The sequence below is a fragment of the Microbulbifer sp. GL-2 genome (genome assembly GCF_007183175.1).
Lineage (GTDB): Bacteria > Pseudomonadota > Gammaproteobacteria > Pseudomonadales > Cellvibrionaceae > Microbulbifer.
In genome coordinates, this window is sequence record NZ_AP019807.1 from 1,652,156 (window position 1) to 1,667,011 (window position 14,856).

Genomic DNA, 14,856 nt, shown 5'->3' on the forward strand with positions numbered 1-14,856 from the left:
ATCTTTACTGTTGTGCCTTGTTGGCGATTATTTCTATAAGTTGTTTAGCCAGATCGGTTTTCAGAGCTGGAGGTAGAGTATTGCTGCCACTGCGGTCTATCACTGTGACAGTGTTGTGGTCGCTGTTAAAACCACTCTCGGTACGGCTTACATCGTTGGCAACAATCATATCGAGCTTCTTGCGCTTCAGTTTGCTCTGCGCATATTGCTCTACCTGCTGGGTCTCCGCGGCGAAGCCGACCGTAAATGGGCGCCGTTTGGTGCGTGCGGCAATGCCCGCGACGATATCGGGGTTTTTTACCAGGGCTATAGAGCTTTCGTCGTGGCCCTCCCGCTTTTTGATTTTTTGTTCGGCCAAGGCTGCAGGGCGAAAATCTGCAACAGCGGCAGCGCTGATAAAAATATCGCATAGGTCAGCTGCGCGCTCGGCGGCATCGCGCATTTCCCGCGCATCGACAACGTCGACACGCTTTACATGCGCCGGGCTGTTCAGGTTTACCGGTCCGGCGATCAGTGTTACCTGGGCACCGGCACGCTGGGCTGCCTCGGCGAGGGCAAAGCCCATTTTGCCGGAACTGTGGTTGCTGAGATAGCGTACGGGGTCCAGCGCTTCGCGGGTTGGGCCCGCAGTGATTACCACGCTTTTGCCACGCAAACAGTCATTGTTGCCGAACATGGCTTCTGCTTGCAGTGCCAAATCTGCGGGTTCGAGCATGCGTCCCGGCCCTACATCGCCGCAGGCCTGGCTGCCGGCGGCTGGACCCCACAAGTGGGCACCGCGGTTGTGCAGAGTTTGCGCATTGGCGGCGGTGGCCGGGTGGCGCCACATGGCTTGGTTCATTGCGGGCGCCAGTGCCAGTGGTGCCTCGCTGGCCAGGCATAGGGTCGTGAGCAGATCGTCAGCCATACCGCAGGCAAGTTTTGCCATCACCTGGGCGCTGGCGGGCGCAATCAGGACCAAGTCGGCCCACTTGGCCAGCTCAATGTGGCCCATAGCTGCCTCTGCGGCAGGATCGAGCAGGTCGGAGTATACCGGATTACTGGAAAGGGCCTGGAAGGTCAGGGGTTGCACAAATTCGCGGGCCCCGGTTGTCATGACTACCCTCACCTCGGCACCGCGATCTTTCAGGCGGCGTACCAGATCGGCGCTCTTATATGCAGCGATACCGCCGCTGATACCCAGAAGAATGCGTTTATTGCTGAGGGAGGACATAGGTGCGCTTTCCGAATTTATGCGAGCGGGTAAGATTAGCATTGATGCGTCTGTTCTTATAAGGCAGAGAATGAGGCATCTCAGAGGTTACTGATAGTAGGTGGTGGAATTGACTTAAAAACGCAGTCATGGAATGGGCGGAGGAAATACCGGTGAAGATCAAGGATTGGCCTGCTGCTGAAAGGCCGAGGGAAAAGTTGCTGGCACGGGGTGCCGGCGCACTATCGGATGCAGAGTTATTGGCTATATTCCTGCGTGTGGGCTTGCCCGGTGTTTCGGCAGTGGACCTGGCACGTGGGGTATTGAGCGAATTTGGCGGCTTGCGCGCACTGCTGGAGGTAGATAGGGAGCGGTTTTGCCGCGCCCGAGGGCTGGGAGACGCCAAGTTTGTCCAGCTGCAGGCGGCGCTGGAAATGGTACGCCGGCACTTGGCAGAGACAGTGCAACAAGGCAGCGCTCTGTGCAGCCCGATGGCGGTGCGGGACTACCTGTCGATGCAGTTGCGCCACCGTCGCCGCGAGGTTTTCTGCTGCCTTTACCTGGATACCCAGCACCGCGTGATCGCCTTTGAGGAGTTGTTTGAGGGCACTCTAAACGCCGCCAGTGTCTATCCCCGTGAGGTAGTACAAGCGGCCCTGCACCGGGGGGCTGCAGCGCTGATCCTGGCGCACAACCATCCCTCTGGCATCTGCGAACCCAGTCAGGCGGATATCTGGATCACCGAGCGCCTGGTACAGGCTCTGGAGCTGGTCGACATCAAGGTTCTGGATCATTTGATCGTCGGTGAGGGCGAGGCACTCTCTTTTGCTGAGCAGGGGTTACTGTGAAGATGCCGTGATCGATACGGAAGTGCTGTACAAAACTTGCTCCCTACGGGCTCTTTTGGTATAAAACGCCGCTCTTTGCGGCCGGGCCAGATTCTGAACAGGTTCCGCCGCTATCCAGGAACCGGATTAGAATCCCGATTTTTATGTTCCCGCACTACCTTTTCCTCTTCAGGATTGGCGCCATGCGGGCACAAGTGTTTTGAAGAGGCCAACAGATGTCCAAGGTATGTCAGGTAACCGGTAAGCGTCCGGTCACCGGAAACAATGTATCCCACGCCAAGAACCGCACCAAGCGTCGCTTTGTGCCGAACCTGCACAGCCACCGTTTCTGGGTTGAATCCGAGAAGCGTTTTGTGAAGCTGCGTGTTTCCGCGAAAGGTATGCGCGTTATCGATAAGAAAGGTATCGACGCTGTCCTGGTTGAGCTGCGCGCCCGCGGCGAAAAAGTGTAACAGCTGTAGCCCAGCTAATAGATTGGAGATAGAGCAATGCGTGAGAAGATTCGTCTGAATTCCAGCGCCGGTACTGGCCACTTCTACACCACTACCAAGAACAAGCGCAACATGCCTGAGAAAATGGAGATCAAAAAGTATGATCCCGTTGTACGCAAGCATGTGATGTATAAGGAAGGCAAAATCAAGTAATTGCCTGCCGTGTACTCGTAGAAAAAGCCCGGTGTACACCGGGCTTTTTTGTATCCGTCTACCGGGTAAATCGACTCCAGAAACAAGACTGAAATGCCTGAACTCCCAGAAGTAGAAACAACCCTCCGCGGCCTGCAGCCCCACCTGGAGGGGTATAAGGTACATTCTGCCGAGGTGCGCCAACACCGCCTGCGCTGGCCGGTTGAACCGGACTTGGCCCGATATATCAGCAATGCCCGTATCCTGAAGCTTGAGCGCCGCGCCAAATACCTGCTGGTGTATATGCATAATGGGTGTGCCATCTGGCACCTGGGTATGTCTGGCAGTCTGCGCCTGGTAGATGATGGTGAGGCCCCGCAAAAGCACGATCATATAGACTGGCAGCTCGACAATGGCCTGATCTTGCGCTATCGCGACCCGCGCCGTTTTGGGGCCCTGCTGTGGACAGCTGGTGACCCCCTTGCTCACGATTTGCTCAGTCACCTGGGCCCCGAGCCTCTCTCCGCCGAGTTCACAGGTGACTATCTGTTCTCTACATCCCGCAAACGCCGGCAGTCGGTGAAGACCTTCATCATGGATGGGCGTATCGTTGTGGGTGTGGGCAATATCTACGCGAGCGAGTCGCTTTTTCTCTCCGGAATCCGCCCGGATCGTGAAGCGGGCACTATTTCCAAAGCTCGTTATCTACGCCTTGCGCAGACTATTAAACAGGTGTTGCAGCGAGCCATTGCCCAGGGCGGCACCACTCTAAAAGACTTTATTGGTGGGGATGGGCAGCCGGGCTATTTCTCCCAGGAACTCAATGTCTATGGTCGCGCGGGTGAGGCCTGTCCAACCTGTGGTCGCCCGGTTCGCGATATGGTTCTGGGGCAGCGCAACACCTTCTTTTGTGCTTACTGCCAGCGCTGAAGTTGGGCAATACTGGGGAATTTGCGGCTGAAATACTAATATCAAGCTATTGCTGTCTGTGGAGATAGCCCGTGGTAATGATATTGCCGTTTTTCACCGTCCTGATGTCTGTCTGGTATATCTGGAATGGACGCCGGCAGGCGGCAATCGCCTGTTGGCTGGTAACCTTGGCAATCTACCTTACCTGGTTCGCATATCACTGGACCAACAGGCTGAACCTTTCGTTTTAGGGGCTTGCCGTAAGGGGTTGTCGCCATGGTTTATGCAGTGCGAAGACTCGATGCCCTGCTGCTGCTGATAGTTACGGCGGCATTGTGGTTTGCCTTTCTGGTAGAACTGTTGAAGCAACAGCCACCCTGCCCCCTGTGCCTGCTGCAACGGGTAGCGTTCACTATGGTGGGGGTTGGACTGTTAATGAATCTGCGTTTCGGTATGCGGCCGGCGCATTACGGGGTAGTTATATTATCGGGTCTTGCCGGATTGGCTGTGGCGGGTCGGCAAGTGCTACTTCATATCCTGCCGGGCAACCCGGGTTTTGGGGGGCATATCTCGGCTTACACCTTTATACCTGGTCCGCCGTCGCCTTTTTTGGCCTGCTTGCATACTGTGGGATAGCTATGATGCTGGGCTTCTGCCGGCGTAATTTTGCCCCACGCCGTTTCAGTTTTCTGGAGAAATTTATTGTCAGCGCATTCTTTATCATCACCATGTTAAATTTGATCAGTACTTTCTTGGAGTGTGGTCTGGGGCCCTGTATCAGGGGCTCTTTTGGTTATCACTGGCTGTGGCAATAGGCGCAGTTAATAAAGTTTTTGTTCTTCTATAATTTAAATGGCATCAATAATGCCTGTTGGTGTGCCAGTTTTATTTTATATTCTGCTAATCCATTGATATTCACATATCAAAAAAATATTTTCTGATTTTACTGCTGTGCTACGTAAGTGCTTTCTGGGAGTGCGTATAGACCATTTGGATTTTACCTTCTGATAGAAAAGAGGATCAAGGAATGCGTCTTGTGTGGGTATTGTGTGGGTTTCTGCTTTTGTGTTGCGAGAGAAGTGACCCTAAAAATAGCTCTGTCCCTGCGCCGGCCCAGCTGGTTTTTAAAAATGCGTATATTTACACCCTGGATAAATCCCGTTCTGTTGCTACAGCAATGGCCATCAGAGATGGGCATATTATTTATGTCGGAAAAAATCACGGTGTAAAAAAATACATTGGCCCCAAAACCACGGTTGAAAACCTCCAAGGAAAATTGGTTTTGCCTGGATTTATCCAGGGGGCAAAAATAGCTGGCTCGGCATTCGGTGTTGATCTTTTTGTTGAAAAAACTGTTGATGATTACCGGCGAGCACTGGAAACCTATATTAGGGAAAATCCGGAGCAACAAGTTGTGTTTGGTGCAGGTTGGCGCCCGCAAGCATTTTCCGCGTATAAGTTGCATAAGGAAATTCTCGATCAGATAAATGATCTGATCCCAATTATTTTGATTTCTGCTGACGGGGCCAGTATCTGGACAAACTCTGAAGGGCTCGCTGCCGCAGGTATTGATAGTGACACTGAAAATCCCACAGATGGATTTATTGTTAAAAACGAGGATGGTATCGCTATTGGCTTGTTGCGCGGACGCGGGGCGATAGCGCTGTTACAAAAATTGATTCCGGAGGAGCGTTCGACTGATTATCGAGAGGATATTTTACGTATCAGTAGGCTGGCGCCGAGATGGGGGGTAACAACGCTCTACGAGACCAATACCCCATTAGTTGGTAGCAGTGATCCGGTGACAACGCTGGAGAGGCTAACTGATCTCATGCCGTTGGACTTACGTGTAAGAGGTTCATTTATTGTTTTGCCCAATATGACTGCCGCACAGTTCCGCACGCTGCAAGTTCTTGCGAAACGCTATTCAGGTAAAGACTTCCAGCTAGGTTCTGTCCGTATCAGTGATTTTGCTTCACCACAAATTACTGGATCTGGACCAGAGGGAAAATCGGTTCAGGAGGATAAACTTACCCAGCTAATTGAGCGGGCGAATATTCATAGTTTTCCTGTGCAGATTTATGTACATGACCGGGAAAGTACTGAGCGGGCTCTTAGAGCTCTCCTTAAATTGGGGGAGGTGGCAAAGCGTCGAAACCCGCGCAACAGTATATTGAACGCTGCGATTGCCGATGTAGATGAATTAAAGAAATTTGCGCAGGGAAAAGTTGTGGCGGTAATGCACCCGGGTAAGATTCCTTTACAGAAAGGCCGCTCAGCGAAAGACGCCGGCAAGCGTTTTTTCCCAGAGGGGGTGACCCTGGTTTCCGGGTATGCCTGGTCTCCAAGCGGCGTAGATAGTCCACTGGCTGGAATTCAATTCGGGGTTGAGCGCAATATTCCACTGGCAGTGATGCTTGAGACCTTTACTATTAACGGCGCCTATGCCCATGGTCTGGAATTGGAAACCGGTAGCCTCGAGAAGGGAAAATGGGCGGACTTTATTGTGCTGGATCGAAATCTTTTCCAAATTCCTGTTGAAGATATCCACAAGGCCAGCATCTTGCGTACCTACTACAAGGGGCGACTGGTTCACGAGCGTGTCAGTAACAACAGTGTTTCAGTAGATAAAAAAAGCCCCTGAAATCTATAGGGGCTTTGTGGCGATTTTACTTAGAAATTAACGCCCCAATGCGCTGCCTTCGCGTCGGGGGTCGGCGCCGCCGTAAAGCTTGTTATCTTTCAGGGCAATCGCGTGAATACCGCTGTTGAGATTGCGTTCTACAACCTGGTGTCCGCGCTCCCTGAGCTTGCTGATAACTTTCTCGCCGAAGAAGCCCGGCTCCAATTCCACCCGATTACCGATTGCACCGATATTTCCTGCGGCAATGGCGTCAGCGATCGGCATATCTAATCCCAGGTGGTAGAGGATGGTGCGCGCAGTGTAATTGATAATACGGGAACCACCTGGGGAACCCACCAACAGCCTGATACTGCCATTCTTGTTGAATACCACCGTGGGGGACATGGATGAGCGCGGTCTCTTACCAGCCTGGATACGGTTGGCCACCAGCTTTCCGTCCGCCCGCTTAGGGGTGAAAGAAAAGTCGGTCAGTTGGTTATTCAGCAAAAACCCTTTCACCAGGAGGCGTGAGCCAAAGCCGGTTTCAATACTGGAGGTCATACTGACGCCGTTGCCGTAGCGGTCCATCACCACCAGGTGGCTGGTATTGGGCATCTCCGGTGATTGTGCCATGGCGCGCTTGCTGTTACTGGCTCGGGGATTGCCGGGCCTGGCCGTATTGGCGCTATCTGGATCAATTAATGCTGCGCGGCTGCTCAGGTAATCTGGGGAGACCAGGGGTTTGCTGGGAACACTGACAAAGTCCGCGTCAGCGGAGTAGGTGTTGCGGTCGGCAAATGCCAGCTCGGAGGCCTCTATAAACAGGTGGGTGAGCAAATCGTCGCCGGCCCTCATCTCACTCAGAGGAAATTGTTGCAGCATACCTAATATCCCGCCCACTGTGGTGCCGCCTGAGGATGGAGCGTCGGCGCCGCAAACACGGTACTCGAGGAAGATGGAGCACAGGGGCTCCCGCTGTTTGGCCTGGTAACCAGCCATATCTTCCAGGCTGAGCAGACCGGGGTTTTCCGGATCGCTATGCACGGCCTCCACGATGGCTCTGGCGATTTCTCCCTGGTAGAAAGCGTCTGCGCCGCCCTTGGCGATCCCCCTTAGTGTTTGGGCATATTCGGGATTCTTGAGCCTGTGCCCGATTGGCAGAGGCTCACCATCACTATTGAAGAAATAGCCGGCGATAGCCGGCCTGGCCGCAACTTTGGGTAGCTTGAGTAAGAGCTGGTGCAGGCGGGGAGAAATCTCAAAACCGCTTTCGGCCAGCTCTATTGCCGGCTGGAACAGGGACTCCCAGGGCAGCTTTCCATCTCTCTGGTGTGCCATTTCCAGCATGCGGATAACACCGGGCACACCTACGGAATAGCCACCAATAACCGCTTGGATAAATGCGCGGGGCTTACCCTCGTGTATAAAGTAGTTTTCATCGACTGCAGCGGGGGCTGTTTCACGCCCGTCGTAGTACTGGAGCTCTTTGTCGCCGGCATCATAGCTGAGCATAAATGCACCGCCGCCGATACCTGATGACTGAGGCTCCACCAGTCCCAGCACCAGTTGTGCGGTTATAGCGGCATCTACGGCGGTACCGCCAAGGACGAGGACCTGCTCAGCAGCACGACTGGCGTGGGGATTGGCGGTAACCACCATGTAGGTATCAGCAGTGGCCGATTTGATCGCACTGCGACCGGTATCGATCTCAGGCTGCGGCTCGTCGGCTATTGCTGGGGTCAGAAAGACGGCAAAGGCGAGGAGAAGGTAGCGCACAACACACTCCGCGGATTGAGGAAAAATCCGCTCGAGTGTATCAGAAATAACCAGTTCGGGGCCTAGCGGAATTTTTCCTTGAGTGCCGCCTGAACCGCAGGTGGAACAAATTTGGTCACATCACCATTGAGTGAGGCAATTTCTCGCACCAAAGATGAGGAGATATAGGACAAATGTTCCGCTGGCGTCAGGAACAGGCTTTCCATATTGGGAGCCAATTGACGGTTCATATTGGCCAGCTGGAACTCGTATTCGAAGTCGGATACCGCGCGCAGACCGCGCAGTACGCCATAGGCATCCACTTGGCGAACAAGATCGGCCAGCAGGATATCGAATCCGATCACTTCCACATTGGGGAGGTGACCGAGTACCTGCTGGGACAGTTCCACTCGTTCATCCAGGGTGAATAGCGGGTTTTTACGGCTGCTGGCGGCCACCGCGACGATGACATGGTCAAACAGGCGACAGGCCCGCTCCACCAAGTCCAGATGGCCGTTGGTGATTGGATCGAAGGTTCCAGGGTAGACGACTTTTTTCATACGCCAAGGCTTTTAATGCGGACCGAAAGGGATGCGAATGGTAAACAATTTACGGCTAAGGCTCAAAACCGAATGCAATCAGGAGATTTACTCGACCTCAAAGTTCTCCGCTGGGCTTTGCAGTGTGCACTGATATAAGCGCATACAGACCTGGCCCGCGCGCTTTTCTTTGACCAGCTGCCAGTTGGATAGCGACGACAGGACTGTGTCGCGAGGTGTCTCGATATAGATCAGTGTCTCCTCAGAGAGATGGCCCTCAAGGGCGCTGAGGCTTTCCTGCCACAGATCCTCGGCAAAGGGGGGGTCGACAAAGATAATGTCGTATTGATTGTTATTGCTTGCCAGGAAATCCGCAGCCCTGCAGCTATGCACCTGGGCCCCCTGTGCTTCCAGCAATCGCAGCTGTTCCTTGAGAGTATGCGCGGCATGCGGATTCAACTCGACAAAATCCACTGAAGAGGCACCACGGGAAAGGGCCTCGAGGCCCAAGGCGCCAGAGCCCGCGAATAGATCCAGGCAGCAGGCACCGGGCAGTCTGAACTGCAGCCAGTTGAACAGGGTTTCACGCAGGCGGTCGCCGGTGGGCCTGAGTCCCTCCACCGGTGCGAATTGCAATTTCCGGCCACGCCATTGCCCTCCAATGATACGAAGCTGGGAAAGGGATTGCGGGGTGGGCTTGCGCGATGAACTTCTGGCCAAGGTAACTCTCTACTGGGGGCTTAGCGATGCTAAGATTAGCGTCTTTCTGCAAGCGGTACACCCGGATACACGAATGATCTTTGATTTCCTGCGTAAAAAGAAAAAACGCAAGCCTGAACAAAGCGAGCCCCAAGGGGAGCACGCGGAAGTTGCCGCTTCGTCTGAGGAGCCTTCAGTTGAGCAGGGGCTCCCAACCCACAACCAGCCCCCAACCGACAAAGAGGCCACGGCAGATAGCCAGGTATCCACAGCTCTCGATCGGGAGCCCCCGACTCCAGATGTTGGAGTCCCGGTACCAGAGCAAAAGCCTCCCGCACCCGAGAAAAAAACTTCCGCTGCCGAGCACGAGGACTTTGCTGAGGCTCCGGAGCTTTCACCTGCGGGGCAAAAATCGGTAGAAACGACAGAGAAAATAGTTGAGGCAGAGTCTGGGTTACTGCCAGCTTTCACAGCAAAGGCACCGGTGGCCGAGCCTGCAGAACGGGTACCCGAACCGGTGGCGAAGCCTGCCCAGGAGCAGGATAAGCCCGCTGGGAAAAAGAAAGAGGGCTTCTTTGCGCGCATCCGCCGAGGCCTGAGCCGCACCAGCAACCAGTTCGTCGAGGGGATGGGCAACCTTTTTCTCGGCGCCAAGGAAATCGATGAGGATCTGCTTGAGGAGCTGGAGACCCAATTGCTGATGGCGGATGTGGGCGTTGAGGCCACTAGCGAGATTGTTGAGCGCCTTACCGAGCGTGTTTCCCGTCGCGAACTTGCCGATGGCGATGCTTTGTACAAGGCCCTGCAACAGGAACTGGCGGAACTGCTTGTGAGTGTCGATGCACCGCTGGCAATCGATACCGGCAAGAAGCCTTACGTAATCCTGGTGGTGGGCGTCAACGGCGTTGGCAAGACCACCACAATCGGCAAATTGGCGCATCGCTTTCTCGGGGAGGGTAAATCGGTCATGCTCGCCGCCGGTGATACTTTCCGCGCCGCTGCGGTAGAACAGCTGCAGGTTTGGGGGCAGCGCCACGATGTGCCTGTGGTGGCCCAGCATACCGGTGCGGACAGTGCTTCAGTGATTTTTGACGCAGTGCAGTCGGCTCAGGCCCGTGGCATAGACGTGGTAATTGCGGATACTGCGGGGCGTCTACACACCAAATCCAACTTGATGGATGAGTTGACCAAGGTACGCCGGGTAATGGGCAAGCTGGACCCCAGCGCTCCCCACGAAGTGCTGCTGGTGCTGGATGCAGGTACCGGCCAGAATGCTATCAACCAGGCTTCCCAGTTCCGAGAGGCAGCCGGGGTTACTGGCTTGGTACTCACCAAGCTTGATGGCACGGCCAAAGGGGGGTGATCTTCGCTCTGGCGCGTCGATTCGGCATCCCGGTGCGCTTTATCGGTGTGGGCGAGCAGGCGGAGGACCTGCAACCTTTCCGCGCGCAAGAATTCGTCTCTGCGCTGTTTGGCCGCGATATCGCTTGATTGCTGGCATAGGGAATAACAAGAATTAAAAACCGTGATCACCTTTGACAATGTGAATAAGCGCTACGCATCGGGGCAAGATGCCCTGGTACGTGTCAGCCTGGAGATTCCCCGCGGCGATATGGTGTTCCTTACCGGTCACTCCGGTGCGGGCAAGAGCACCTTATTGAGATTGCTTACAGCCATCGAGCGCCCCACCAAGGGCACCATTCTGGTGGCCGGGCAGAACCTCAATCGCCTGCGCAATGGCCAGATCCCATATTACCGCCGTAACCTGGGCATCGTGTTCCAGAACCACCAACTGCTATTTGATCGCAGTGTCTTCGATAACATCGCCCTGCCCCTGTCTGTGGCTGGCTGCAACCAGCGTGAGCTGGGGCGCAGGGTGCGCGCGGCGTTGGACAAGGTCGGCCTGCTGCACAAGGAGAATCAGAACCCCATTATGTTGTCTGGTGGAGAGCAACAGCGGGTGGGCATAGCTCGTGCAGTAGTGAATAAACCAACAATCCTGGTGGCGGATGAGCCAACCGGTAACCTGGACCCACAGCTCTCCCAGGAAATTATGCAGCTGTTTGCGGACTTTAATGCGGTGGGCGTTACTGTACTGGTGGCGAGTCATGATTTGGAATTGATCGCGCGCATGCGCCGGCGGGTGTTGACCTTGCAAGCCGGCCAGTTGATTTACGATGGAGTCCCGAGCCGTGAAGCAAACCCAGTCTAAAGCACAGCGGCAGGCTAACCCCGGCGCCGACAAGCGCGTGCGCAACACTGGAGCCGTGGTGGCCCGCACCGGTTTTAGCGATCTGTGGCACAGCTGGCTAGGCCATCACCGCCAGGTGGCGTTGGAATCTATACGCCGCTTTTTTGCCGCACCCATGGCCAGTGCCATGACTGCACTGGTGATTGCTATTGCCCTGGCCCTGCCTGCTGCGCTGCAGTTGGGGCTTGCGAACTTCCAGCGCGCGGTGGCTGGCTGGGATGGGCAGCCACAGGTCTCGGTCTTCCTGCATAAAAGTGCGCGGGATGCAGCGGTTGAATCCTTCGCTGCAAAACTGCGCAGCGATCCGGCGATTGCCGAAGTGACCTACATCTCCCCGGAGGAAGCTCTGGCCGAGTTTGAGCAGGCATCCGGGCTTGGTGATGTGCTGGCGGGGCTGGATGCCAACCCTTTGCCGGCTGTGCTGTTGCTGCGGCCGAGAGATGCGTATAACAGCGATAAATTGCAGGCCCTGGTGGAGAACTTGCGACAGCAGGCCCTGACCGATTCCGTGGTGCTTGATCTGGCCTGGGTGCAGCGCCTCACTCAGCTCACAGAGCTGGGGCAGCGGCTCTCTGCCGGACTGGCACTCCTGTTGGCGCTGGGGGTGGTCCTGGTTGTGGTCAACACCATTCGCCTGCATATCGAGAGTCGCCGCGAGGAGATACTGGTGGTGAAGCTGGTGGGGGGCACCAATGCCTTTGTGCGCAGGCCTTTCCTCTACAGTGGGCTTTGTTATGGCTTTTTTGGTGGATTGCTGGCCTGGCTACTGCTGCTTGGCGGTGTCTTGTTGTTGTCGGGGCCTATTGCAGGCCTCTCTTCCAGTTATGGCAGCAACTATATCCTGAAGGGGCCGGGTTTCAGTTACTTTGTCGGCTTGAGTGCTGGCGCTGCTCTGCTTGGATTATTGGGTGCCTGGTTGGCGACAACTCGGCATATTCGAGCTATAGAACCGACATAACCATGCGCTCGTATCAAGAAGCGTAAAGCCGCTGCCCTACCGGGAACCCGAGGGCATGTAGGCCCTCTAATCGATCGCAATACAATGGAATACGGCATGTGGCGGCGGACTTTCTTATCCGCCGGTGCAAGTGCTACACTGAGTCCAGCTTGTCGCCGGAAACAGTATCTGACGACAGCGGCCGGTAGGACCGGCCGACTAATAATGAGAGGAGAGACCTGAATGGGAACCAGCCTACAGCCAGTGCATACGCTGTCTCCGGGCGCCAACCTGGGAGCTTATATCCAGACGGTCAGCGGCTTTGATGTGCTGACTGCTGAGGAGGAAAAGCGCCTGGCAGAAGACCTCTACTACCGCGAAGATATCAATGCGGCACGGCAACTGGTGATGTCTCACCTGCGCTTTGTGGTACACATTGCCAAATCCTATTCTGGTTACGGCCTCAACCAGGCCGATCTGGTTCAGGAAGGTAATGTTGGCCTGATGAAAGCCGTCAAGCGCTTTAACCCTGAAAAGGGTGTGCGTCTGGTTTCATTTGCGGTTCACTGGATCAAAGCCGAGATCCACGAATTTATCCTGCGCAATTGGCGTATTGTGAAGATCGCCACCACCAAGGCGCAGCGCAAGCTCTTCTTTAACCTGCGTGGACAAAAGAAGAAGCTGGCCTGGCTCAGCAATGATGAAGCCAAGGCTGTGGCAAAAGATTTAAATGTGGATGTTACCCAGGTCCAAGAAATGGAGGGTCGTCTCGCAGCTCACGATGCCGCATTTGATGCCGGCGCGGATGACGATGACGATACTGCTTGGCAGGCCCCTGCACACTATCTGGAAGACCGCAGTTTCGACCCTGCTGCCCAGCTGGAGCGTGATAATTGGCAGGAGACCAATCTCAGCAGTCTCGCCAGCGCCATGGAGCAGCTGGATGAGCGCAGCCGCGATATTATCCAGGCGCGCTGGCTGACTGAAGATAAGTCCACCTTGCACGAATTGGCAGACAAGTATGGTGTTTCCGCTGAGCGCATCCGCCAGCTGGAAAAGAACGCTATGAAGAAAGTGCGTGCGGCCATGGAGGCCTGAACCGGCATCTTTGTCATTCGGTAGAAAACCGCGCAGTAGCGCGGTTTTTTTATTTCTGTATTTATCGATTTCCTGTATCTACTCAGGATGGCAACTGTTGAGGGATAAATAATGGCAAAACTTTACCTGATGCTCGCCGCACTGTTCGGCGCCAGCGGTGTTGCCTTAGGTGCCTTTGGCGCCCACGGCCTGCGCGATAAGGTGACAGAGAATCTATTGGAGGCCTATAAGACTGGAGTGCAGTACCAGATGTTCCATGCCCTTGCGTTGCTTGGTGTGGCTCTGTTGATCCAGAACTGGGGTGTGCGTTTGTCACTCACCCTGAGCGGAGCCTTCTTTGTATTTGGCGTAGTATTTTTTTCCGGCAGCCTCTACGCCCTCGCCCTTGGAGGGCCGCGGTGGCTGGGACCTGTCACACCGATTGGTGGGACCCTGATGATTGCTGGTTGGATTGTACTGTTAATTGCCGCTGCAAATTCCTCCAAATAGTGGAGACCGGATTCATTTTTGAGTCAGCGCCCGGTATATCCCAATTCCCGAATAAGAGAAAACCGTTTCGCATAAGAGGTCGCGAAGAATGCAAGACGAATCCGCGGAAGAGTTCCCCTACCGCACCGAGTACAAGAAAAAGTCCATCCGTAGTTATGTGATCCGCGCAGGGCGAATGACGGAAGGGCAACGCCGCGCTTTTGATACCTACTGGGGGCAGTTTGGCTTGTCCCTGTTTGATGGTCCTATCAATCCGAGTGAAGTTTTCGGGCGTGAGGCCCCGCTGGTTCTGGAAATCGGTTTTGGTATGGGAGACTCCCTGCTCGCGATGGCACAGGCGGAGCCCGACAAGAATTTTATTGGTATCGAGGTACACCCTCCCGGTGTCGGCAGGTTAATTAACAGTGCCGGTAAAGCTGGGGTGGAAAACCTACGTGTTTATATGGCTGACGCTGTAGACGTTCTCAACGATTGCATCGGTGAGGGTATAGTGGATAGGTTCCAATTATATTTTCCCGACCCTTGGCACAAGAAAAAGCATCACAAGCGTCGCATTGTTCAGCAGGATTTTGTGCGTCTGATTTGCGCCAAATTAAGAACCGCCGGACTAATGCATATGGCGACAGACTGGCAGAACTATGCCGAGCATATGCTGGAAGTGCTGCAGGCGGAGCAGCTGTTAGAAAATACATCCGCCAACAATGACTATGTTGAGCGACCCGAGTGGCGCCCGGAAACCAAATTCGAACGCCGCGGCCAACGCCTGGGCCACGGTGTTTGGGATTTGGTATATCGGCGTTTACCCGGTGAAATACCCGTTCAGGGAGTGGCTAGCACAGAGAGTGAGGTCGGTTCCGCTCATGATGCCGATGGTGAATAGCCTCTAGTATTTA

General features: G+C 54.8%; 16 protein-coding genes and 1 pseudogene. 13 read left to right on the top strand and 4 right to left on the bottom strand.

What is annotated here, in order from left to right:
* Positions 1-4: 4 nt before the first annotated feature.
* On the bottom strand, positions 5-1,213 hold the full coding sequence (gene coaBC, locus GL2_RS07210; RefSeq protein ID WP_143730019.1) for a bifunctional phosphopantothenoylcysteine decarboxylase/phosphopantothenate--cysteine ligase CoaBC: 1,209 nt from the start codon (positions 1,211-1,213) through the stop codon (positions 5-7).
* A gap of 152 nt (positions 1,214-1,365) precedes the next feature.
* On the opposite strand from coaBC, the gene radC reads away from it, so the two are divergent.
* The 7 genes from radC (at position 1,366) to GL2_RS07240 (ending at position 6,216) form a co-directional block, all read left to right on the top strand.
* Entirely contained in the window at positions 1,366-2,040 is a 675-nt protein-coding gene (radC, locus tag GL2_RS07215; RefSeq protein WP_143730020.1) for a DNA repair protein RadC, read from the top strand.
* A gap of 215 nt (positions 2,041-2,255) precedes the next feature.
* The gene (rpmB, locus tag GL2_RS07220; protein WP_143730021.1) at positions 2,256-2,492 is read left to right on the top strand and encodes a 50S ribosomal protein L28; all 237 of its coding nucleotides are present in this window, start codon (positions 2,256-2,258) and stop codon (positions 2,490-2,492) included.
* A 36-nt stretch (positions 2,493-2,528) separates the two neighbouring features.
* Positions 2,529-2,684 carry a 50S ribosomal protein L33 gene (gene rpmG / locus GL2_RS07225; protein ID WP_020413983.1) on the top strand — a complete coding sequence of 52 codons (156 nt, stop codon included), beginning with the start codon at positions 2,529-2,531 and terminating at the stop codon, positions 2,682-2,684.
* Positions 2,685-2,777: 93 nt separating this feature from the next.
* Entirely contained in the window at positions 2,778-3,593 is an 816-nt protein-coding gene (gene mutM, locus GL2_RS07230; RefSeq protein ID WP_143730022.1) for a bifunctional DNA-formamidopyrimidine glycosylase/DNA-(apurinic or apyrimidinic site) lyase, read from the top strand.
* Positions 3,594-3,697: 104 nt separating this feature from the next.
* Positions 3,698-3,823, top strand: coding sequence for a DUF5993 family protein (locus GL2_RS21870; RefSeq protein ID WP_232053831.1), 126 nt, complete (start codon positions 3,698-3,700; stop codon positions 3,821-3,823).
* 25 nt (positions 3,824-3,848) lie between these two features.
* A complete protein-coding gene (locus GL2_RS07235) occupies positions 3,849-4,208 on the top strand; it encodes a disulfide bond formation protein B (protein ID WP_143730023.1) in 360 nt (119 codons plus the stop codon).
* Between the two features lie 391 nt (positions 4,209-4,599).
* On the top strand, positions 4,600-6,216 hold the full coding sequence (locus tag GL2_RS07240; RefSeq protein ID WP_143730024.1) for an amidohydrolase: 1,617 nt from the start codon (positions 4,600-4,602) through the stop codon (positions 6,214-6,216).
* A gap of 36 nt (positions 6,217-6,252) precedes the next feature.
* Here the strand turns inward: GL2_RS07240 and ggt are convergent, their stop codons facing one another.
* From ggt to rsmD, 3 genes are all read right to left on the bottom strand, one after another.
* Positions 6,253-7,971 carry a gamma-glutamyltransferase gene (gene ggt, locus GL2_RS07245; RefSeq protein ID WP_143730025.1) on the bottom strand — a complete coding sequence of 573 codons (1,719 nt, stop codon included), beginning with the start codon at positions 7,969-7,971 and terminating at the stop codon, positions 6,253-6,255.
* A gap of 62 nt (positions 7,972-8,033) precedes the next feature.
* Complete coding sequence (gene coaD / locus GL2_RS07250; RefSeq protein WP_143730026.1) at positions 8,034-8,510, bottom strand: pantetheine-phosphate adenylyltransferase; 477 nt, start codon at positions 8,508-8,510, stop codon at positions 8,034-8,036.
* A gap of 87 nt (positions 8,511-8,597) precedes the next feature.
* A complete protein-coding gene (gene rsmD, locus GL2_RS07255; protein ID WP_143730027.1) occupies positions 8,598-9,209 on the bottom strand; it encodes a 16S rRNA (guanine(966)-N(2))-methyltransferase RsmD in 612 nt (203 codons plus the stop codon).
* Positions 9,210-9,672: 463 nt separating this feature from the next.
* Here rsmD and ftsY point away from each other — a divergent pair.
* The 6 genes and pseudogenes from ftsY to trmB all read left to right on the top strand — a co-directional run bounded on the left by ftsY (position 9,673) and on the right by trmB (position 14,843).
* Positions 9,673-10,679 (top strand): annotated as a pseudogene (ftsY, locus tag GL2_RS07260) (signal recognition particle-docking protein FtsY).
* Between the two features lie 34 nt (positions 10,680-10,713).
* Positions 10,714-11,400, top strand: coding sequence for a cell division ATP-binding protein FtsE (gene ftsE / locus GL2_RS07265; RefSeq protein WP_143730028.1), 687 nt, complete (start codon positions 10,714-10,716; stop codon positions 11,398-11,400).
* Entirely contained in the window at positions 11,381-12,397 is a 1,017-nt protein-coding gene (gene ftsX, locus GL2_RS07270; RefSeq protein WP_143730029.1) for a permease-like cell division protein FtsX, read from the top strand. Before ftsE ends, ftsX begins: the two co-directional genes overlap by 20 nt.
* Before the next feature lie 222 nt (positions 12,398-12,619).
* Positions 12,620-13,474 carry an RNA polymerase sigma factor RpoH gene (rpoH, locus tag GL2_RS07275; RefSeq protein ID WP_143730030.1) on the top strand — a complete coding sequence of 285 codons (855 nt, stop codon included), beginning with the start codon at positions 12,620-12,622 and terminating at the stop codon, positions 13,472-13,474.
* 111 nt (positions 13,475-13,585) lie between these two features.
* Positions 13,586-13,963 carry a DUF423 domain-containing protein gene (locus GL2_RS07280; RefSeq protein ID WP_143730031.1) on the top strand — a complete coding sequence of 126 codons (378 nt, stop codon included), beginning with the start codon at positions 13,586-13,588 and terminating at the stop codon, positions 13,961-13,963.
* 88 nt (positions 13,964-14,051) lie between these two features.
* A complete protein-coding gene (trmB, locus tag GL2_RS07285; protein ID WP_143730032.1) occupies positions 14,052-14,843 on the top strand; it encodes a tRNA (guanosine(46)-N7)-methyltransferase TrmB in 792 nt (263 codons plus the stop codon).
* Positions 14,844-14,856 lie beyond the last annotated feature (13 nt).